This window comes from Paenibacillus sp. 1_12 (assembly GCF_900114475.1).
Lineage (GTDB): Bacteria > Bacillota > Bacilli > Paenibacillales > NBRC-103111 > Paenibacillus_S.
Genome location: NZ_FOTE01000002.1, coordinates 348,694 through 369,311, shown reverse-complemented (window position 1 = coordinate 369,311; position 20,618 = coordinate 348,694). Strand labels below are relative to the sequence as shown.

At 46.4% G+C, this 20,618-nt stretch carries 14 protein-coding genes; 10 read left to right on the top strand and 4 right to left on the bottom strand.

The annotated features are described in order from the left end of the window. The first annotated feature begins 63 nt into the window (after positions 1 to 63). The 6 genes from BM210_RS05740 (at position 64) to BM210_RS05715 (ending at position 11,401) form a co-directional block, all read left to right on the top strand. A complete protein-coding gene (locus tag BM210_RS05740; protein WP_091165480.1) occupies positions 64 to 1,371 on the top strand; it encodes a four-carbon acid sugar kinase family protein in 1,308 nt (435 codons plus the stop codon). 58 nt (positions 1,372 to 1,429) lie between these two features. Beyond that, complete coding sequence (gene pdxA, locus BM210_RS05735) at positions 1,430 to 2,422, top strand: 4-hydroxythreonine-4-phosphate dehydrogenase PdxA (RefSeq protein WP_091165478.1); 993 nt, start codon at positions 1,430 to 1,432, stop codon at positions 2,420 to 2,422. A gap of 36 nt (positions 2,423 to 2,458) precedes the next feature. Beyond that, complete coding sequence (locus BM210_RS05730) at positions 2,459 to 3,730, top strand: nickel pincer cofactor-dependent isomerase, group 22 (RefSeq protein ID WP_091165477.1); 1,272 nt, start codon at positions 2,459 to 2,461, stop codon at positions 3,728 to 3,730. A gap of 463 nt (positions 3,731 to 4,193) precedes the next feature. Beyond that, complete coding sequence (locus BM210_RS05725) at positions 4,194 to 9,356, top strand: S-layer homology domain-containing protein (protein WP_177237644.1); 5,163 nt, start codon at positions 4,194 to 4,196, stop codon at positions 9,354 to 9,356. A gap of 175 nt (positions 9,357 to 9,531) precedes the next feature. After that, a complete protein-coding gene (locus BM210_RS05720) occupies positions 9,532 to 10,260 on the top strand; it encodes an adenosylcobinamide amidohydrolase (RefSeq protein ID WP_091165472.1) in 729 nt (242 codons plus the stop codon). A 160-nt stretch (positions 10,261 to 10,420) separates the two neighbouring features. Beyond that, positions 10,421 to 11,401: an aldo/keto reductase gene (locus BM210_RS05715; RefSeq protein WP_091165469.1), complete on the top strand. Its 981-nt coding sequence runs from the start codon at positions 10,421 to 10,423 to the stop codon at positions 11,399 to 11,401. Positions 11,402 to 11,517: 116 nt separating this feature from the next. On the opposite strand, the gene BM210_RS05710 is transcribed toward BM210_RS05715, so the two are convergent. Beyond that, positions 11,518 to 12,840, bottom strand: a complete 1,323-nt coding sequence (locus tag BM210_RS05710; RefSeq protein WP_091165468.1) for an ABC transporter substrate-binding protein — start codon at positions 12,838 to 12,840, stop codon at positions 11,518 to 11,520. A gap of 266 nt (positions 12,841 to 13,106) precedes the next feature. On the opposite strand from BM210_RS05710, the gene BM210_RS05705 reads away from it, so the two are divergent. From BM210_RS05705 to BM210_RS05695, 3 genes are read left to right on the top strand one after another with little or no spacing between them, the layout of a single operon-like run. Beyond that, a complete protein-coding gene (locus BM210_RS05705) occupies positions 13,107 to 15,584 on the top strand; it encodes a S1C family serine protease (RefSeq protein WP_256223251.1) in 2,478 nt (825 codons plus the stop codon). A 35-nt stretch (positions 15,585 to 15,619) separates the two neighbouring features. Then, on the top strand, positions 15,620 to 16,393 hold the full coding sequence (locus BM210_RS05700) for an SDR family NAD(P)-dependent oxidoreductase (RefSeq protein WP_091165464.1): 774 nt from the start codon (positions 15,620 to 15,622) through the stop codon (positions 16,391 to 16,393). 39 nt (positions 16,394 to 16,432) lie between these two features. Continuing rightward, a complete protein-coding gene (locus BM210_RS05695) occupies positions 16,433 to 16,690 on the top strand; it encodes a DUF3886 domain-containing protein (RefSeq protein WP_091165461.1) in 258 nt (85 codons plus the stop codon). Positions 16,691 to 16,913: 223 nt separating this feature from the next. On the opposite strand, the gene BM210_RS05690 is transcribed toward BM210_RS05695, so the two are convergent. The 3 genes from BM210_RS05690 to BM210_RS05680 form a co-directional block, all read right to left on the bottom strand. Beyond that, positions 16,914 to 17,558, bottom strand: coding sequence for an SdpI family protein (locus tag BM210_RS05690; RefSeq protein WP_091165460.1), 645 nt, complete (start codon positions 17,556 to 17,558; stop codon positions 16,914 to 16,916). After that, positions 17,555 to 17,827, bottom strand: a complete 273-nt coding sequence (locus BM210_RS05685; protein ID WP_091165457.1) for an autorepressor SdpR family transcription factor — start codon at positions 17,825 to 17,827, stop codon at positions 17,555 to 17,557. The genes BM210_RS05690 and BM210_RS05685 overlap by 4 nt, the downstream gene beginning before the upstream one ends. A gap of 375 nt (positions 17,828 to 18,202) precedes the next feature. Then, positions 18,203 to 19,087: a helix-turn-helix transcriptional regulator gene (locus BM210_RS05680; protein ID WP_091165455.1), complete on the bottom strand. Its 885-nt coding sequence runs from the start codon at positions 19,085 to 19,087 to the stop codon at positions 18,203 to 18,205. 332 nt (positions 19,088 to 19,419) lie between these two features. Between BM210_RS05680 and BM210_RS05675 the strand changes: the two genes are divergently transcribed. Next, a complete protein-coding gene (locus BM210_RS05675; RefSeq protein WP_091165452.1) occupies positions 19,420 to 20,616 on the top strand; it encodes an LLM class flavin-dependent oxidoreductase in 1,197 nt (398 codons plus the stop codon). The last annotated feature ends 2 nt before the right edge of the window (positions 20,617 to 20,618 follow it).

Genomic DNA, 20,618 nt, shown 5'->3' with positions numbered 1-20,618 from the left:
AACGCTGATTTGATAAGATGAGATCAGACAGCAACTGTAAAATAAAAGTGGGGTGGCACGAGCGTGGATAACGTCCTTATTCTTTCCGATGATTTAACAGGAGCGAACGATTCAGGTGTTCAATTCGCCAAGCACGGACTGCCTACCGTTGTTTGCATAGATGATCGGCAAATTCTTACTCCCGCTCAGACCGGTACAACGTGTGTTGTGAATGTGGAAAGCCGTTCACTTACACCGGAAGCCGCATACCGTAAGTGGAGCGAACTGCTTGCAGCTCAGAATTTGAGTCCGTTTCAGGTCATTATTAAAAAAATAGACTCAACCTTGCGTGGAAATATTGGTAAAGAAATTGAAGCTTTGATGGACTCTGGACAGTTTGACCTGGCCATAGTAGCACCTGCCTATCCGCAAAAGGGAAGATTAACCATAGGCGGTTATCAGCTGCTTAATCAGCAATTACTTGAAGACAGTGAAATCTCGCGGGACCCAAAGTTTCCGATTACAAATTCCAAGATATCAGATATCATCGGCGCTCAATCCTCGCTCCCTATTGGTGAGATCGAGATTCGTTCCATCCGCAGCGGCAGGCTGGCAATGGAGGTCCGCACGCTGCAGCAGCAGGGGACGCGTGTCATTGTAGCAGATAGTGCCACCGCTAGTGATCTGCAAATCATTGCAGGGCAATTCGCTGGCGAGCGCGTGCTGTGGATAGGCTCTGCAGGGCTTGCAGAAGCACTGGCTAACCATTATCCCAAGCTTGGATTCCATAGGCTGGAGTCGAACGATGATGGAACCAATGGTCAAGAGCAGCTTGTGAGTCCAATAATGGCACCAGTACTGGTAGTTGCGGGAAGCGTTAGTCAGGTTACGAGACAGCAGGTAGATACCTTGAAGCAGAATGGATTCCGGCCACTGGTAATTGATCCGCTGCTGCTTCTGCGTATAAGTGTGCAGGAAATGGATGAGCTTGTTCAGGAGGCGCGGCACATTATTGCCTCTGGTGAGGATTTGGTTATAACTACGGATATTTCCAATGAAGCCAAAGCACAAGTAGTCGATTATTTGCAGCAGTCCGGCTTAAGCGCACTGGCTGGCGGTGATCTGATCGCAGATGGAATCGGAAGGCTGGCAGCAGCAGTGATTACCCAGGAAAAGCTTGCGGGCGCGGTACTAACGGGTGGCGATATTGCCTATCGTGCATGTACGCATCTGAATATTGCCAGCTTAACCATCATCGGTGAGGTGGAGGAGGGACTGCCACTTTGCAGGGCTGAGGGCACGGTCACGATTCCGCTGGTTACTAAAGCAGGCGCTTTTGGAAATCCAAATTCTTTACTGCAGGCAGCAAAGGTTATTAGGGATAGAACGTAGGTTTACGTTAGCAGCAAGTTAAGAACCGTAATCAGCCAAACTGAAGGAGATAAGTAGCATGAATAGACCGATAATAGGAATTACGATGGGTGACGCGGCAGGTGTTGGCCCGGAGATTATTATGAAAGCTTTGAAGGACCCACAAGTATTTGAGACATGCAGAGCCCTTGTAATCGGCGATGCCAAATTTTTATCAAGAGCAGAGTTGTTTCTACAAACCGGATTGCGTGTTCATTCGATTTCATCACCTGAACAGGCTTTGGATCAAGCGGGAATAGTGAATTGTCTCGACATGGATTTATTGCCCGACAGCCTTCCTTACGGTAAGGTTTCAGCGCAATCTGGCGATGCTGCGTTCCGTTTTCTGGAAAAATCGATTGAGCTTGCGAAGAATGAGCAGATCGATGCCATCTGTACGGCACCACTGAACAAAGAGGCGCTTCAGAAGGGTGGACATCATTACCCCGGACATACCGAAATTTTGGCGGATTTGACCGCAACGAATGATTACGCGATGATGCTTAGCTCACCTAAACTCAAAGTTATTCATGTTACCACCCATATGGGCCTGATCGATGCGGTGAAGTCGATTACGGCTGAACGTGTATACTCTGTAATTAAGATGGCTCATGATACATTGAAAAAGGCAGGCTATGAAGAGCCGCGGATTTGTGTATGTGGAATCAACCCTCATGCTGGGGAAAACGGGTTGTTTGGCAATGGAGAAGAGGAAGCGGTTATTGTGCCAGCAGTAGAACGCGCCAAGCAGCAAGGGATTAACGCGGTAGGGCCTTTGCCTGCGGATACGTTATTTTTCCTTGCAGTTCGCGGTGATTACGATATTGTGGTAGCGATGTATCACGACCAGGGGCATGGCCCTATCAAGGTACTGGGTCTGGATGCAGGAGTCAATATTACGGTGGGTTTGCCAATTATACGTACAAGTGTGGATCATGGAACCGCATTTGATATTGCAGGCAAGGGCATTGCGGATGAAAAAAGCCTTTTGGAAGCGATACGTCAAGGAATCGAATTAGCGCCAAAGCGATAGAAGTAGTCCAAAACATTACGAGGAGGAATACATCCGATGTTGCTGCCAAAGTTTGTAAAGGTTAAACAGCATTTTGATGGACCCAGGATCGACGATATTGAAGCAGAAATCAGCAAGCAAATGGAAGCTATCCGATTGTCCGATAAGGTTAAGCCGGGGATGAAGGTAGCGATTACAGCAGGCAGCCGAGGAATTGCCAATATCGCCTTGATCATCAAAAACGTGGTGAATGAGCTAAGGAAGCTTGGGGTCGAGCCGCGAATCATACCAACCATGGGCAGCCACGGGGGGGCGACCGCTGAAGGACAGATCGAGGTGCTGCATGGCTTGGGAGTGACTGAGGATTATTGTGGAGCTCCAATTCTTTCTTCGTTGGATGTCACACAAATCGGAGAGACTGCGGCAGGACTTGCGGTATATGCAGACAATCACATTCTTGCCAGTGATGCGGTTATCGTGATTGCGAGAATCAAAGTGCATACCGACTTCAAATCATCTCAATGGATTGAAAGCGGGATTGTCAAAATGGCGGCAATTGGTATTGGAAAGCATAAACAAGCGCTGCTGCTTCATTCGTACGGGATTCATGGGATTCGTGATTTGATGCCTGCTGTAGGTCAAGTCACACTTGATAAATTGAATGTTTTATTCGGGTTGGGTATTGTGGAAAATGCTTTTGATCAAACAGCCATTATTGAGGCAATCGAAACGAAGCAAATTGTGGAGCGGGAGCAGGCGCTTTTGAAAATTTCGAAAAGTATGATGCCCAAGCTTCCTGTGGACGATATCGATGTGCTGTTCGTTGACGAAATCGGCAAAAACTACAGTGGAACGGGAATGGACACCAATATAATAGGTAGAATGCGGATTTTGGGGGAGGAGGAGCTGGCTAGTCCAAGGATTAAATATATTGTGGCTAGTGATTTAAGTGAGCCTTCCCATGGAAATGCGCTTGGAATGGGGCTTGCCGATCTGACCACCAAACGCTTTTTTGATAAAATTGATATGAAAATAACGAATGAGAACGTCATTACCAGCTCTTTCATTATGCGTGGTATGGTGCCGATGGTGATCGATAATGACAAAGAGGCGCTTCAAGTGGCCTTACGCTGTAACTGGGGGATCGAAGCGTCACAAGCAAGAATTGTGCGTATTCCGAATACGCTTCATTTGGAATATACTTATGTATCGGAAGCATTAATTCCCGAGATCCAGTCCCAAGCTCATATTGAAATTATCGGTGAGCCGGAAGCTTTGGAGTTTGACGGGAACGGATATCTTCCCAAAATGACCGAAGAGCACTCGTAAAAGGTGAATCATACAGGAATCGACCCCTTTTGACAAAAGTGCTTGAGGCAATTATATCTAGAAATCAGGCGGAAAAGCATTGTGGAGCCTGCACGTAGAAGTTTAAGAATGGGGCAGAGCCATTTCGAGTCCAACCATTCACTTTAGCCGGCTGCAGGTTCCCCATTGCTTGTAACAAACAGTATGGACGCTAATCAGCAGACATGTTACTATGTTAGTTGCCAACTGAATAGATATAAGAGAATAGGCGCATTCATTCGCCTGTCAGGAGACCTGCCTGTTCTTTTACACCCATGGGACCTACGCGATATAGGAAGGTGTAAGACGGAAATGCGCTGATTGCTTTTTTAGAGGTGGTCCTGTTAAGGACGCGTTTTGCAGTTTTATCTTTGTATATATGCAGGCATCTTTCATGGGAAGGTGTCTTTTTTGCATTTTGTTTAAAAAGAGAGGAAGCGGACGGATGGGAAGCAAGTTTCGGAGAACTCAAGTAAGTTTATGGTTAGTTATCATTATGTTCGTGGCACAAGCAGTTGGAATTATATCTCCTGTGTTGGGCAATACCTCACAACCGAGTACTATAACGATATCGGAAGCGATTGAGGATGCGGGCAGCTATCTCTTGAATTTAGATACGCTCAGCGACTGGGATGCTTATGCTTTAGGAAAGGCGGGTAAGCCGGTACCAGCCAGCTATCTGAATGCAGTAACAGCGCAGGTCATTAAGGAAAACGGGCAGTTCACGTTAGTTACGGATTACGCCCGTATGGTGCTTGGGGTAAAAGGAGCTAACGGGGACCCGAATGCGGTCGGTGGGCATGATTTAATTGAAAAAATTTATAATCACGAACGTTTGACGAGCCAGGGCAATAACGGTGTCATTTATGCTTTATGGGCGTTAGATTCGGGCAAGAATTATAAAGTGCCTGCAAGTGTAAAATGGACCAAGAGCAGTCTGGTTCAGGAAATAGTGAGTAAGCAAAATACGGACGGCAGCTGGTGCTGTTCAGCCGGAAGCAATGATGGCGGAGTGGATATGACAGCAGCGGCACTTACCGCGTTGGCTCCTTACAAAGCGCAGCCGGAGGTACAGGGAGCTGTGTCCAAGGCGATTCAGTGGCTGCAATTGAAACAGCTCAGCAACGGTGGATATAGTGACGGCGGTGAGAATGCCGAGAGTACAGCGCAGGTTATTATCGCTTTGTCAGCACTCGGTATCGATGCAAAAAGTGATGGATTCCGCAAGTCCGGAAGCGACCCCTTAACTTATTTGTTCACTTATCGGCAAAAGGATGGGGGATATGCGCATTTACAGTCGATGACTTCTACGTCTATGCCGACCAATCAAGCGCTGCAGGCAATGGCTGCATACCATGCGATCAATCCGGACGGGGGAACTTATCCCGGTGAACGGAGAACGAATTCGGGGAACAGTGGCGAAGCAGCTAAGTCACTGGTCACAGTTCATGTCGAGGGGCCAACCGGAACGGTTATCCATGGGCAGGAGTATGGAGTAACGGCTTATGACGCCATAGATCAGCTTCTAGCTAAATCAGGAATACAACGGGATATCCCTGAGGGGTCTTATGGAAGAAGTTTAAAGGAAATTAACGGTGTTAAGGCAGGAGTTAACGGAAACGATTGGATGTACAATGTTAAACGTCAGGGAGCGTGGGACTACCCGCAAACCGGTATATCTGGCTATAAGCTAAAGACTGGCGATGAAGTCTGGGTATATTACGGAGCATTCGACGTTTCCAAATTAGTGGATTCGGTGAATCCAGTTCCGGCGCAGCCTAAGGAGAATGAATCATTTCAATTATTGGTGAAGACTACGGGCCTTTTTGAACCAAACGTAAGTGTCGCCTCTAGCGTATATGTTGAGATTGGAGCTCAAAAGCGTACTACCGACAATTCAGGACTGGCCTCGTTTCAGGGATTGCCAGCCGGCATACATACCGTAACGGTGACGGGAAATACCTATGAAAGCAAACCAGCATTGATTCGGGCTCAAACGAGCTTGTTGATTGGCGACGCGCCAAAGGTCAGTATTCAAGTTGAAGGGATGCATAAGCCCGTAACGAGCGGGACAGCAGTTGTAACAAATGCCCTTGATGCCTTGCTGACGTTATTAACGGAAAAACAGATTGAGTATCAAGTGTTGGATAACCCGTCATTCGGGAAATACGTGAAGTCTATAGCAGGGGAAGCCGATTCTTGGAACTACGCCGTATGGCGCAATGGAGGATGGATATTTCCGGCAGTCGGCATGCCTAACTTCCAACTGAAAGCAAACGACAAGCTGGTCGTATACATCGGAGGATGGGACCCACCGACTTATCTGGTTCAATCAGTATCAGTAATGCCGCAGATTCCGCAGGCAAATCAATCATTTGCTGTATTTGTAGAAAAGGCTGCTAATGATTGGGCAACCGGAAATCCAGTTATCAGTCCGGCCTCCGGCGTACAGGTTGAAGCTAACGGAATGGTTGCAACGACGAATGAATATGGTGTTGCCTTCTTTTCAGCGGGTCTGAATGCAGGAACGTACACATTCACGGTTACCGGCTATATTCCCGATGTGCCGCCCAAAATCGTTCGTACGACAAAAGTAGCAACAATCGGTTCAGGTCCTCATGTCAGTATCACCGTTGAAGGCTCACAGGAGCATGTTACTGACGGGGTTGTAAATATCCAAACAGATAAAACGGTACTTGGAGCTTTACAAAAAGTATTAGATTCACAACCGATCCACTATACAATAAACAGTAGTTCTTACGGCAATTACGTAAAAACGATCAAGAATGATTCCGACTCCTGGAGCTTCATGGTTTGGCGAGGCGGCGCATGGGTATATCCGCAGGTCGGCATGGATACGTTCCAGCTTCAGGGTGATGACCATGTTGTAATCTATTCTGGCGGTGTTGACGCGTCTTATAACCCAACGACATTTATTGTTGATTCGATCATAGTGAGTCCGGAACAGCCTGCAAGCGGAGAAGGTTTTTCCGTTGCTGTGAAAACGGCTTACTGGGATTGGCAGGCCAACTCGACTGTGGTCAAACCTGCGTCTGCAGTGAAAGTGAGTGCAGCGGGTCAAGAGATGATGACGAACCAGGACGGGATTGCTTCCTTCAGCGGAATGAACAGTGGGGCATATGTCCTAACGGTTACGGGTTATGGTGAAGGCATTGCTCCTAAGATAGTTCGTACAACGAAGCTGCTCAATGTGCTGCCACAGGTTACTGGGGGAGGCGGAGGTGTTCCAGTAACGCCATCTGTCAAAATTAGTGTGACCGGGGATGAATCACGAGGAGACATTTTATCGCTGCAAAATGTAAACTTCCAAATGAATGATACCCCTTATTCAGTGTTGGTAAGAGCATTAGGGGCGGACCGTGTTGAGGGGAAAGGGCAAGGCGAAGGAATTTATGTATCGGGTATTGATGGGCTACGCGAATTCGATAAAGGTCCGCAGAGCGGTTGGATGTATGCTGTCAACTGTTCTTACCCTAGTACAAGCGCGAGCAGCTACAAATTAAAACAAGGTGATAAAGTAGATTGGCGTTATACCCTCAACAACGGTAATGACGTGAAGGCATCCGGCACGATTGTCTGCAGCTCGGGTTTGGGTAACGGCACAGTCAATACGCAGGGAGAAGTGATACTTCCGCAGGCTGTTCAAGAGGGCATCAGCCAATTGAGCATCGGTTACAGCAATCGAAAGCCGGCTGATCCGAAGGTAAGAACAGTTACCGTGTTGAATCCAGAGAACCAAATGGATTGGACCGCAGCGATGAGACTCAGAGATGAGCTAGCGAAGAATGAGGTTGCTATTGATAAAGAAGTAGCAAGTGAGAGAGCTGTATTGTCCGATTCTAAGGAGGAAATAACTCTCCAAATACCGAAGCAAGCACTGACCGAACAAACTATGATAACGATACGGAAGCTGGATGCAAGCAATCGTAAAGAGGTGTCATCTTCTTTATTCGAATTCACTCCAAATGGAACGAAGTTCAATAAACCCGTATATATTTCAATTAAAGTACCATTGGATATAAACGATCTTGAAAGCTTGGCCATGGTTTGGCTGAATGAGGAAACGAACGAATGGATCCCGATTCCGGCCGCAGTGGACGGAGCGACTGGCATCGTTACGGGAGCCGTTGATCATTTTACGAAATTTGCCGTGATCGACAAGAGCAAGCTGCCTTCAGTGATAACAAGCGTACCTGATGTAAGAGCTGTGATCGAGGCAGCTGCCAAGCATATACTGAACCATTCGGATTTGTCCGATTGGGAAGCTTACGCACTTGCGGAAGCGGGTAAAGCTGTCCCTGCTTCTTATCTTGCGCAAACGGAAATGCTGCTGAAGGAAAAGAACGGTCAGCTTCGCAATGTGACCGACTACGAGCGGATGGCGCTCGGCGTTAAAGCAGCAGGCGGAAATCCCCGCAGCATCGCGGGTGTTGATCTCATCGAGAAGATATATAATAATGATCGTATGACTGTACAAGGTACGAACGGACCGATATTTGCTCTAATGGTGCTGCAGCAAAACGGACATATGGCTCCAACTGGATCGAAATGGAATGAAGCGAGTCTAGTCCAGTGGTTGCTGGAGCAGCAAAACAGCAATGGCAGCTGGTCGTTGGAAAAAGGGGATACAACTAATGTCGATTTGACTGGTATGGCCTTAGTATCGCTTTCGCCCATGAAAGACCGTGCCGACATCAAAGCGGCTGTTGACAAAGCCATCGATTGGTTATCGAAGCAGCAGGCCAAGAGTGGCGGGTTCGAGTTGTCCGGTCAGGAAAATAGCGAGAGCGCTGCTTGGGTATTAATGGCGTTATCTCATCTGGGTATCGGACCTAATGATCCGCGCTTTATCAAAGCGGACGGAAATGTACTTGCGAATCTATTAAGCTATCAACAATCGGACGGAGGTTTCGCTCATATTCATGGCGAATCGTCTACAAGTATTCCAACCGAACAGGCGCTATTGGCGCTCTCAGCATATGATCGACTTTCTACTCATTCGGAAAGCGTGCCACCGCAAATCGTTACTTCTTCTGGGTTTGCTGACGATGCTCAGATTTCTGGATGGGCACTTGAATATGTAAAGAAAGCACGGGAATACGGCTTAATGGAAGGAGTCGAAAACAACCGTTTCGCACCAGCTGATCAGCTTACACGTGCGCAGTTTGTGACGACACTGCTTCGTCTTCTCGGGGAAGCTCCCGATGCGAACACGAAGCTTTCCTTTACCGATGTCTTATCAGAGCAATGGTATTACGGGTACGTGGCCAAAGCGGTTGAAAAAGGAATCGTAAACGGTGTTACTGCTGACACGTTTGCCCCAGACCGCAGTATCTCGAGACAAGAAATGGCTATTGTCATGACTCGCGCTTTTGGATTAAAAGCGACGAGTTCCGAAGGAGCGGTTTATACAGACATGAACCAAGCATATGAACTAGCGGTTCCGTCCATTCTCGCAGTTCAAGAGCACGGCTATATGGAAGGCGACGATCAAGGCCGATTTGCTCCTGCTGCTCCTGTCACGAGAGAAATGACCGCGGCAGTCGTTGTTCGGGCTTATGAGAAAACGAAGAACCAATCTCGATAAATCATATTCTACTCCATGCGAAGAGTCTTTCTATAGACTCTTCGTTCCATTTCATTAGAAGGGAAACACCCGCACGAATAATAAAGCTTTACTGTCTTCTTTTTGGCACTATTCACAACAAGCGGGGTCAAGGTAATGCAGCGGTTTTAACGAAAATACGACAAGGGGTGAACAGATGGTACTACCCTTTAAAGAAAATACAACCTTTTATCAACCGGAGATCTGGCCTGAGCTTTCGGTTCATTTAAAAGAACAACATATTCTTGTTTATTCGGAGTCGAAGCTTCACACGCTGGGAAGCGCCATATTGGGCGGCGGCATGGGAAGCTCGTCTTATTTTGTTAATTTACACGTGTCCAAAGATTTTGACAGCACTATACCCGAAAAAAGTTTGGAGAACAGCGTTCATGAATATGGCTATCCGGTAAAGGAAACCGTTGGACTGATGACAGCCGCTTATTTGTCATTTGCATCCGTTCAGGAGGAAACAAATGACCATTTTGGTCTATTTGTATGTACAACGAGTGGTGTTGGGAATGCGGCCCGGGCTGGCCTGGATAGAACTGTCTATTCCTCGTATCGATCGGGTACGATTAACATCATGATATTTGTACAAGGCTCCATGACGGCTTCAGCTATGCTCGAAGGGATAATGGCAGCTACGGAAGCGAAGGCGGCAGCACTTCAAGATATGTCGATCAAAGATTCTGAGACTAACCTGATAGCTACTGGAACGACTTCGGATGCGATGGTGATTGCTTGCGATCCTCGTTATTATCGAGGTATTATCCATCAGCATGCTGGGACTGCAACAGTCATAGGCAATGCTATGGGTCGGTTGGTGTACCGTTCGGTGATCGAATCTGTTTCTTCATTGGATCTTACTCATCGCACTATTGAATAGTTTATCCAAGGTATGGGGTTCAATCTCAGTTTCACTTTATTACAGGTAACTATAGGAACTCGAGGATATTAAATGATAAAAAGGTCAGTTCTTTCTATTCTCTCAACTATTGGTTATGATTTAAGAGGTAGACTAAATATACCAAAGGAGCTGAGTATTAATGGAGTACACATTCTTGGGAAGAACTGGACTTAAAGTGAGCCGTCTTTGTTTAGGCACAATGAACTTTGGTCCTTCGACTGATGAGAAGGAAGCTTTCAGTATTATGGATGCCGCACTGGATGCCGGAGTGAATTTCTTTGATACGGCCAATGTTTATGGAGGAGAAAAGCGCCGTGGCTGGACCGAGGAGATCATTGGGCGTTGGTTCGCTCAAGGTGGGAATCGTCGGGAGAGAGTCGTGCTGGCTACCAAAGTCTATGGTACTATGGAGGATGAGAATGATGGTCCTAATATGGAAAGAGGATTATCTACTTACAAAATCCGCCGCCATCTGGCAGCTTCTTTAAAGCGGTTGCAAACCGATCATGTTGAATTATATCAAATGCACCATATCGCCCGAAATGCGACCTGGGAAGAATTATGGGAGGCGTTTCAGTCTTTGGTTCAGCAGGGAACTGTTGATTATATCGGCTCTAGTAATTTCGCAGGCTGGCATATTACCTTGGCACAGGCCAAAGCGAAGGAGCGTCATTTCCTTGGGCTCGTATCGGAACAGCATAAGTACAGCCTGTTTTGCCGTGAGCCTGAATTAGAGGTGCTTCCAGCATCGGAACATCATGGAGTCGGTGTTATCGCTTGGAGTCCATTGGCAGGAGGTCTTCTTGGAGGAAATGCATTGAATCCGGACGCAGGCTCAAGAACTGCGAATCAGGCCAAGGCTATTGAAAAGCATCGTTCACAGCTGGAGCAATTCTCGGCTCTGTGCAAAGAGCTGGGAGAAAGTGAAGCGAATGTTGCATTGGCATGGGTATTGTCTCATCCGGCACTTACCGCACCGATCATTGGACCTCGGACCTTAAAGCAATTTGAGGATACGCTAAGAGCAGTGGAAATCAAGCTAGACCAGGAAATTCTGACCAAATTGGACGCAATTTTCCCGGGTCCCGGCAAGCCAGCACCGGAGGCTTACGCTTGGTAGTCAATTGAAAGCATAGATTTTTACAATTAATTTAGAAACGGATAACCCTCCAAATTCGCTCTAAACGAGTTTGGAGGGTTATTTGAGTAGGCTTTTGTTTCGGAGACTGGAAGCTGTTATTGGTTTTTCTGCAGTCGTTCGACTTCCTTGTCAATCGCTTCCGATGCTTTACGGATCGCAGTGTTGACGTCTACGCCTTTGGCGAGGTCCTTGTTGGCATCCGTCACAAATTTCGTCACATCACCCTCGAATTCATGAATTCTATGATCCTGGAGCGGCTGACCAACGAAAATATTTTGGATTTTCTTGCCCTTTAAGGTGCCAACGTCTGCGCCATATTCCTTTTCCAGCTCCGGATTGATGACAGCGGGCACGCGCCCGTTGCGTGAAATGATGCGCTGTACCTCATCGGACAGCAAGTATTGGATAACCTGAAATGCCTCGTCCTTGTGCTTGCTTTGCTGGGTGAGCACGAGCGAGTGCACCTGCGCTTCTCTGGTTTTGCCAAGCTGGTCGGCAAAGTTCGGTACGGGGGCAATATCCCAATTTACTTCAATTCCTTGCTGACGCAGCTCCTCCATCGGTCCGACCATGTTAGCTAGCCATGCAGGTCGCATCGCCATCGTACGATCTTTCATAAATACATCCCGGCCATATAAGTATTTGGTTGGATCTTTGGGATCCTTGGGCAAAAATCCGGGAATCTCGAAGCTTTGCTTAGTTGCATTAAAAACCCGTATCCACTCCGGTGTGTTTAATAGCGATTTTCCCGATTTATCAATAATCGGCAGGGCCAGACTTTTCGAAAAACCGGTTAAGCCCTCTACATCGAGTCCGATATAGTCTACCCCATTTTCAGTTCTGGTCAGCTGTCGGGCTAATTCGAAGGTTTGCTCCCATGTCATTTGCTGGTCGGAGGGATAAGGCACACCAAATTTGTCAAAGACGTCTTTATTATAATAGAGAATATGCTGATTGGAGTTGTAAGGAATCGCTGAAATTTCACCTGTATCGGAATCGGCCTTGATATAATTGTATAAATGAGGCTTGAGTCTGCTTTCGTCAAAATTATATTTTTTGATCCATGGGCGTAAATCCTCAATCGCTTTAAGCTTGCGTAGAGGGTTGAAATTACTTGCGAAAACAAGATCCGGTATTGTACCCGATGAGAACAATTCCTGAATGGTCGTTCCCGTTGGAGGCTCCAGCCGTTCGATCCGAATGTTGGGGAATTTCTTTTCGACGGGTTCTTTAATTTGATTTTTGAATTCGGTATTCGTAAACGTTGGGCCGCTTGAATAAAAGGTCAGCTTAATCGGCTCGGAGCTTGCTGCAGTAGGACTGGAGGCAGTTTCCGCAGCAGACTGCAGTTTGGAGCAGGCTGCGAGTGGAACGGTAAGAAGCAGCATGAAAGCTAATGTGGACAAGGTTTTGTTCATGAAAAGAATCACCGCCTAAACATATAATAGGTTTACAGACCATGGGTAGACAAACAAAAAAGGAGACTATAGCCTAAAGGCCAGTCTCCGGATGTCCGGTAGCTAATTAATATAACTATTCCAAGTGGAATACATGGATAATATATCATCAGCTATGAAACCTGTCAATTGTTAAATATCAATGTATTGGAATTTGTGCTTGATTCTGTTAGAGTATTTATGTGGAAAAATAAGCCAATTAACTTATGAACGGGGTGAAATTTAAATTGAATTATTTACAAAAGGCAGGCAAACGTTTCGTGCTGTCAGTCCTTGCTGCGATACTATTTGTGTCTTTCGCAAGCACAGCCGTTTATGCGGATGCCGCAGTAGACAAGGGAGCTGTTCCCGCGGTTATCGAAAAAACGACCAAATCTGTCGTAGCCATCATTGGTAAACCGATCGATAATAAAAAAGCAGTGGAAAAAAACCGGTATGATCTTGCTCACGGGACCGGAGTTATCGTAAAAAGCGACGGGTACATCCTCACCAATGCCCATGTCGTCAAAAATATGCGCAATATCGTGGTCGTTACTTCTGACGGTCAGACGTATCCGGGTAAAACCACACATTTTGATGAAGAAAGTGATCTGGCTTTGGTGAAGATCGAGGCGTCAGGGCTGAGCCCAGCCGTGTTGGCTGATCCGACGGATCTAAAAGTCGGAGAATCCGTTATGGCGATTGGGACGCCGCTCTCCTTTGCGCTTCGCAACTCGGTTACCTCTGGTATCGTTAGTGGAATGGACCGCTCGGTGCTGTCCAAGTATCAGCTAATCCAGACGGATGCGGCGATTAATCCTGGCAATAGCGGCGGTGCATTGGTCAATATGAAAGGACAAGTTATTGGGATCAACACCCTCAAGTACGTCCAGTATGGCGTGGATGGTCTTGGTTTTGCGATTCCGGTGGCAACTGTACAGCATGTGCTGGACCACTTTTTTAAATATGGCAAAGTAAAGCGTCCTTCCTTGGGTTTAGAGCTTGGTGAAAGCTGGGAGGCTGTTGTTGGTTTGCCTTCTAGCAATGGTCTGGAGGTCACTTATGTAGAACCGGATTCTCCTGGCGCTAAGGCGGGAATTGTGCAAGGTGATGTGCTGCTCGCAATCAACTCTACTCCAACACGTAATCAGGTAGAATACAATGAGGCTTTAAAGAACTATTTACCGGAGCAAAAGGTCAAGCTGACGATTCAATCTAAAAGTAACTCCAGAATCATCGAGGTTGTGCTGGGAGAAGAGCACTCAAGTGCTGAGAACGTTATTCAGGATGTGGACGGTTCATATATTGATGCAGACCAAGGCAAGACATGGATTGGTGATAGTCATTACGGCTGGTCGATGAAATATCCGGCAGGTCTTGTCAAAGCAAATGAAGATTCGGGGCAAGGCAATAGTGTACTCCTTGTCGATGCCAAAGGCGAGTTTGCCATTAATATTAACATTGAAGAAAAACAAAGCGAGGATATCTCTCCTGTTGGTTTAATGAAAAAACTGGCCGATGATGCCAAAGGGACGACTTTGGAAAAAAGATTTGTCGAGCAAAAACCGCAATCATATCTATTACTTGTACGAAAAAATGAACGTGGCGAATATTACCAAATACGTGCCTTCTCCAAAGGAGATAAAGTTTACTACCTGACACTGGCAGTCGAGAAGGAAGACTCCTACAACAACGCGATCAAGCGAAACAGCTACAACGATCTGCTGGATTCATTCGTGCTTTCGTTTGACGCAAGTAATCCTTCCTTAAAGGATATTTCTGCCTATCAAGCCGGAAATACGGTGACGACAGAATACGGACTTGTCTTTGATACACCTCTGGAATGGAATAAGAGGGATTGGGGCAATGGTCTGAATTATTCAAGCAAGGATGGCGAGCAAACCTTATCTGTACAGGTGAGTTCAGCCGCGTCCGGTGATACGTTGAAGGATTGGGTCGCAAGACAGTCGGCGAAATTTAATGATTCCTACACAGAGGGTTATAAGGAAATCGGGGAATCGCAGGATGCAGTGATTGGCGGTATCACGGCTATTGCCAAGCGTTATGCTTCGACTATGGGTGATAAGTGGCGCCAGTCACATGTCTTTTATATTATGAAAGACAAGTACAAGTACGAATTAAAATTCACCTTTCCGAGAGCTGTTGGTGGTGAAGTGATGGAAACACTACTCAGCAGCTTTGAGAAGTCTGTTGCCTTTACCAAGGATGGCGTCAATCGTTCACTCGGTTTTATTCAGGATATAGACGATCTGAGCGATCTTAATAAAACCATAACTTATACTAATAAAAAATATATGTACACACTCCACATTCCCGAAGCTTGGCAAGGTGTTTACCAGAGAGAGCTTGATAGTCCGTCCGCGCAATTCAGCTTTAATGGAGGCAGCCTGGGCATTTCTGTTGATGACCGTTCAAGTCTCGAGGAGACAACAAAACGCATTGAGCAGGATCATAAAAAAAATATCGAGGCCGATGCAAATTACAAAAATTCCGCTGCGGATGAAGAGTTATTTGGTACGAACGTCAGAAAGTTCACAACAACATACAAAAGCAAAAATATACCCTATACGCTCATCGAATATGTATTCGAAAAAAACGGGTATGTGTATTCCGTTCGTGAACGGATTAACGATGCGGTGAAGACTGAAGAACAATGGCAGCGACTGGAGAATGCCGTACATTCGATCCAATTGCTGAGCAAGTAAATCGTGAAGAACTAGAATGAAAGGGGAGCTTTATCATGCGTGGTTTGGATCAGCAGGTAGCGGTTATTGCAGGAGGTGGCAGAGGGATTGGCAAAGAGATTGCCAAGGCTCTTGCCGGATATGGCAGCAAAGTCATAATTGGAAGTCGTACTGAGGAGCAGTACAAGGGAACGGCAGAGGAAATTCGTGGGTTGGGCGCAGTGGCGGACGGGCTTTCGCTCGATGTTCAGGATCAGACTAGCATACAGCAGTTTGTGGAGCAGGCGAACCGTATTCATGGGCAAATCGATATCTTGATTTATTGTGCGGGTACGAATAAACGAATGCCTGCCGAGCAGTATACATCGGAGGCTTGGGATGAGATTATCGGGATCAATCTGAAGGGAGCCTTCTTAACTTGTCAGGAGGTGGGTAAGCGGATGATCCAACAAGGCAGCGGCTCGATTGTGACGATCACCTCGATGCTGTCGCATATCGCTACCCCGAATCAGAGTGCGTATTCGGCCTCCAAGGGCGGTCTGCTGCAATACAGCAAAGTGCTGGCGGTGGAATGGGCCAAATATGGAATCCGAGTTAACTCCGTGAGTCCCGGTTATATCGAAACGGATCTCAATTCGGCAAATTTCCAGCGGCAAGCGTTCAGAGACGGTGTATTGGGCAAAACACCGATGGAACGCTTTGGACTATCACACGAAGTAGCAGAGGCAGCATGCTTTCTGGCATCCCCGCAAGCCTCTTATATTACGGGTACTTGTATCCCTGTGGATGGGGGCTTCTTGGCAGGACATCAAAATATTGTTATGCTATAAGTTCAGTCACTAAAGGATAGAAGGGTAGGTAATCTCCAGATGGCAAAAAAACAAAGACCCGCAGTGGCTCCCAAACCCGCTGCTCAGGATAAGCCAGCTACTTTGAAGGATTTGATCAATCCTGATGTTCTAAGCAAGCTTCAAGCGCAGGCCGACGCGATGAAAGCGGCAGAGGCGAAGCAGAAGGAAGATGCAAGACAGCAGGTTGTGGATGCCCGCAAGGCTGAACAGAAACGGCTTGAAAATGACTTTGAATATTTACTGAACAACAGCGGTACGAAGGGAACGAAGTACTGACCGCTTAAGTTTGATGAGGTTGATCATGTAAAAGGATGAGACTTGAAGCATAATCTTGCCCCAATCACAAGGTATGCTTCAAAGAACCCGCGGCAAAGAAATGCTTCAAATTTCAAAAAAATGGGAGCCGCCACGGCAGCTCCCACTTCAATTTACCTGAAGTATGCAGTTGAGAAAAGACTGCCGAGCGGCAGCCTCATCTAATGGTACATGTAACACGGCGTCATTTGACTCTATTGCGAGTGTATAACATATAAGAGTAAAACACAGGAATTATAGATGCAGCTACAATCGCTATTATAAATACGATAACTGCTATTGAACCGCTTAAGAACGAAGAAATCACGGAAATTACCCCACCGATCATCATTAGAGGGCCAGCTAGCCTATGGGTTTTCCTCCATATTTCTTCATTAGCCAGTGTCCACGGTGTTCGTATTCCAAACATATAGTTAGGCTTAACCTGGGTAAAGTAATTGCCCATGATCGCGAAAAACAGCCCTACAACGAACATGGCCACCTTAGCCATGTCGACATGACTTCCAAGGTTGTAGGCAATGATCATCCAACCAACCACAGTTAACAGTATAGTGACACCGACTCGAGATACTTCAAATGCTTTAGAAAATTGTTCGTAATTGGCTCTCTTGGGGTCGACGAAACGTGAAACACGGATTATAACCGGTATAAGACCAAGCAAAAAAAGCATGACGATTAGCATTCCTCTACTCATGGTACCGTTTACTTCGTTATTAATATCAAAGTGTGTAGCCATCGTTTCTGGAAGTTGGTTGTAAAGAAGCAATGCCCCGACTGCCGGCGAAACGCTAAGCAAAATAAGAAAGATTTCTCTCATTACTTTCATCATTTTTCATCCTCACTTTTGTTAATAATATTGAACATCCATCCTATGACATCTTCTACAACTGTCGTATGCAGCGTATAAATAATGTTTTGCCCTTGTCGTTCGTCTAAGACCAAACCTGCCTGCTTGAGCAAGTTTAAGTGATGAGATATGCTCGGCTTGCTAATCTGGAAATGTTCCGATATCTCCCCGGGACTCATACTTTTGTCCCGTAACAACTGTAAGATTTGCCGACGAGTCGGATCCGATAATGCTTTAAATGCGTCATTCACAAGATATCACCGCCACATTTCAATATTTAGATAATTTTCTAAATGTCTAATTATATAGTACACATATTTGGATTGGACGTCAATAAACATTTATCAGAAAAGTAGCAACTTTGTTTTTGGCGATAGTGGGACCTTGAATCATCCATGCATCCCCCTGCGTGCGCCACAGAGCATGAAAGTTAATCCGTTCTTTTATGGTAGTTTAGCGATGACCAAAACATTTCTGTACCCGTGGCAAAGAAATGCTTCAGTATCTGGAAAGAAATTGATGAAAGAGTCAAAGGAGCAAAGAAGGCGGCAGCAGGATGTCGCCTTCTTTGCTCCTTTTTTGTAATTGAGAAAAGCTTCTCGTGGATGAGTCAAGTGAGTCAAGTGTCAGGAAGGATCATTCTTATCACCAATTTGCTGCAAACGGTATAATTGTGGAGGTATGCCTTCTCTTTTTTTAAAAGCTTTGGAGAACGAGAACAGATCGGGATAGCCGACAGAATGGGCGATTTCCGATAGCCTGTAGGTCGTCCGCTCCAGCAGCAGCTTGGCTTCGTTCATTTTTAACCGTTGAATGGCTTGCATCGGCGTTTCGCCGTACGTTTGCCGAAATTGCTTCGTAAATCGGGTTCGCTCCATACCGACGAACTGGGAGACACGCTCCACGGAAATACCCTCTGCGTAATGAATCTCCATGTATTCCATACCTTTGTGCACACCTGAAATCGTAGGGTTCTCCTTGGAAGCATCCGACAAATGAGTCTGTGACAGCTTATCAAAAACCTGATGAAATTTGCCGAGCCGAGCCAAATCCGTATAGCTGTCCGCGGGATTTCTGACCAACTCCAGAAAATCCCACATGAGCCGGTAGACGGCTGAATTCAGAATACCGGAAATATAAGGGTTGTCAGGGCTTAACCCGATTTTCTCCATAAGCTGGAGTGCATGCTTCCCGTCAAACGCGACAAATATTTGCCGCAGCGGCTTATCTGGATCTGTAAAGTATTCATGTGTGACCTGCGGAAATAAGCCAATCATGTCATTTTTGCGCAAAGGAAACGTTCGACCTCGTTGGACGAATTTACCTTGGCCATCAGTTATGAAGATCAAGTAACAATAGGGTGAGGCTTTGGGCCCCATGTGGTAGTTGGGTTTGGCAATATTATGTCCCATCCGAATGGGCCATGCTGCCCCTGATTTTTCATATTCGGAAGGTGTGAAAAAGTGGATTTCCAAAAATTCATGATGATCCTCGCGCATTATTGCCCGCATACAGACACCTCTTTTTACCATGCTAATTTATTTACTGTAAATCTCAGATTCCAGTTATTCTCTCTTATTTTAACGAATATGAAGTAAGAGAACAATTTGTTTTATTAGAAAAGTGCACAAAATGACAAACGATTCACACGCAAATTGACATTGACCTCTTTGTCTGTTTCTTGTTATCATGCAAATACATACTATTCCTATTATAATTATAGGTTATCGACCGGTTCGCTGGAGATGCGGCATGAGCGCTCTATGTCGTCAAGGCATTGATTTTTCATAGGAAATAGTTGCATTCTACCGTAATAGCGGAGACGAGAAGGGAGCAGCTTAGGATGAATTTACAAAATGAAATTCGTTTTGGCTGGTTTTTGCCGACAGCAGGTGATGGCACATATGTGGGGGTTGCTCCGGAACGGGAGCCCACTCTGGAATATTTAATTAAGGTAGCACAGACGGTTGAACAAGCAGGCTTTGAATTTGTGCTGATTCCAACCGGAGGCGCATGCCTGGATGCATGGGTTGTAGGCTCGGCGGTTATGAGTCATACGCAAACCTTGCGACCTTTGGTCGCGGTTCGACCAGGTTTGGTTGCTCCTGTACTGGCTGCTCGGATGGCAGCTGCTCTGGATATCCTATCGGGAGGCCGCGCAATGATCAATGTGGTGACGGGAAGCTCGATACAAGATCTCGAAGAGCTTGGAGATCCGCTTGCTCATGATCATGATGGCAGGTATGTGCGGGCTCAGGAATATTTAGAGGTTATGAAGCAAGCTTTGTCACAAGCGGACGGCTTAACAGCTTCCGAATTTACGAAGGATGATTCCTCAAAACAAACCGATGATCGGAGTAAAACAGAACCGCAGCCTTTTCAAGGCCAATATTATCAATTTAAACGTGCTGCTACGACACCTTTACCGATTCAAAAGCCTTATCCGCCCTTTTATCTGGGTGGCAGCTCTCCCTCAGCCAAGAGGACAGCAGTGGAATATGCGGATACATACCTGATGTGGGGTGAGCCGCACGATTGGATTGGTCAGCAGATTGCCGAGGTTGAAGCTATTCGTGCCGAATATCTGGAGGATACGGGTATTGATCGGGAGCTGCGATATGGTCTGCGCGCACAGGTACTGATCAGGGATACAGAGGAAGCCGCTTGGGCAGCCGCATGGGATTCGATCAGTAAGGTGTCCTCGGAAACACGCAAGCATGCTCAAGCGGCATTTGCCAAAACTGATGCAACCAATCAACAGCGACAGAACGAATTAAGAGAGCAGTCTCAGGATAACGGATTTGTTGTAGGACCGAACCTATGGACCGGACTATCTACGGTTCGTTCCGGTGGAGCAATACTCATTGTGGGAACAGCCGATCAGGTTGCAGACCGTCTGGTGGAATATGCGGAGCTTGGCGTCTCGACCTTTATTTTATCGGGCTATCCCCATTTGGAGGAAGGCGAGAACTTTGGGAAGCATGTCATGCCGCTATTCAGAGAAAAGTGGAAGCAAAAGCAAGCCGAATTCCATTCATAAAT

Bases quoted from the DNA above. Each gene is read 5' to 3' on its own strand.
- pdxA (WP_091165478.1), top strand. From the start codon at position 1,430: ATGAATAGACCGATAATAGGAATTACGATGGGTGACGCGGCAGGTGTT.
- BM210_RS05730 (WP_091165477.1), top strand. From the start codon at position 2,459: ATGTTGCTGCCAAAGTTTGTAAAGGTTAAACAGCATTTTGATGGACCC.
- BM210_RS05725 (WP_177237644.1), top strand. From the start codon at position 4,194: ATGGGAAGCAAGTTTCGGAGAACTCAAGTAAGTTTATGGTTAGTTATC.
- BM210_RS05720 (WP_091165472.1), top strand. From the start codon at position 9,532: ATGGTACTACCCTTTAAAGAAAATACAACCTTTTATCAACCGGAGATC.
- BM210_RS05715 (WP_091165469.1), top strand. From the start codon at position 10,421: ATGGAGTACACATTCTTGGGAAGAACTGGACTTAAAGTGAGCCGTCTT.
- BM210_RS05710 (WP_091165468.1), bottom strand. From the start codon at position 12,840: ATGAACAAAACCTTGTCCACATTAGCTTTCATGCTGCTTCTTACCGTT.
- BM210_RS05700 (WP_091165464.1), top strand. From the start codon at position 15,620: ATGCGTGGTTTGGATCAGCAGGTAGCGGTTATTGCAGGAGGTGGCAGA.
- BM210_RS05695 (WP_091165461.1), top strand. From the start codon at position 16,433: ATGGCAAAAAAACAAAGACCCGCAGTGGCTCCCAAACCCGCTGCTCAG.
- BM210_RS05690 (WP_091165460.1), bottom strand. From the start codon at position 17,558: ATGATGAAAGTAATGAGAGAAATCTTTCTTATTTTGCTTAGCGTTTCG.
- BM210_RS05680 (WP_091165455.1), bottom strand. From the start codon at position 19,087: ATGCGGGCAATAATGCGCGAGGATCATCATGAATTTTTGGAAATCCAC.
- BM210_RS05675 (WP_091165452.1), top strand. From the start codon at position 19,420: ATGAATTTACAAAATGAAATTCGTTTTGGCTGGTTTTTGCCGACAGCA.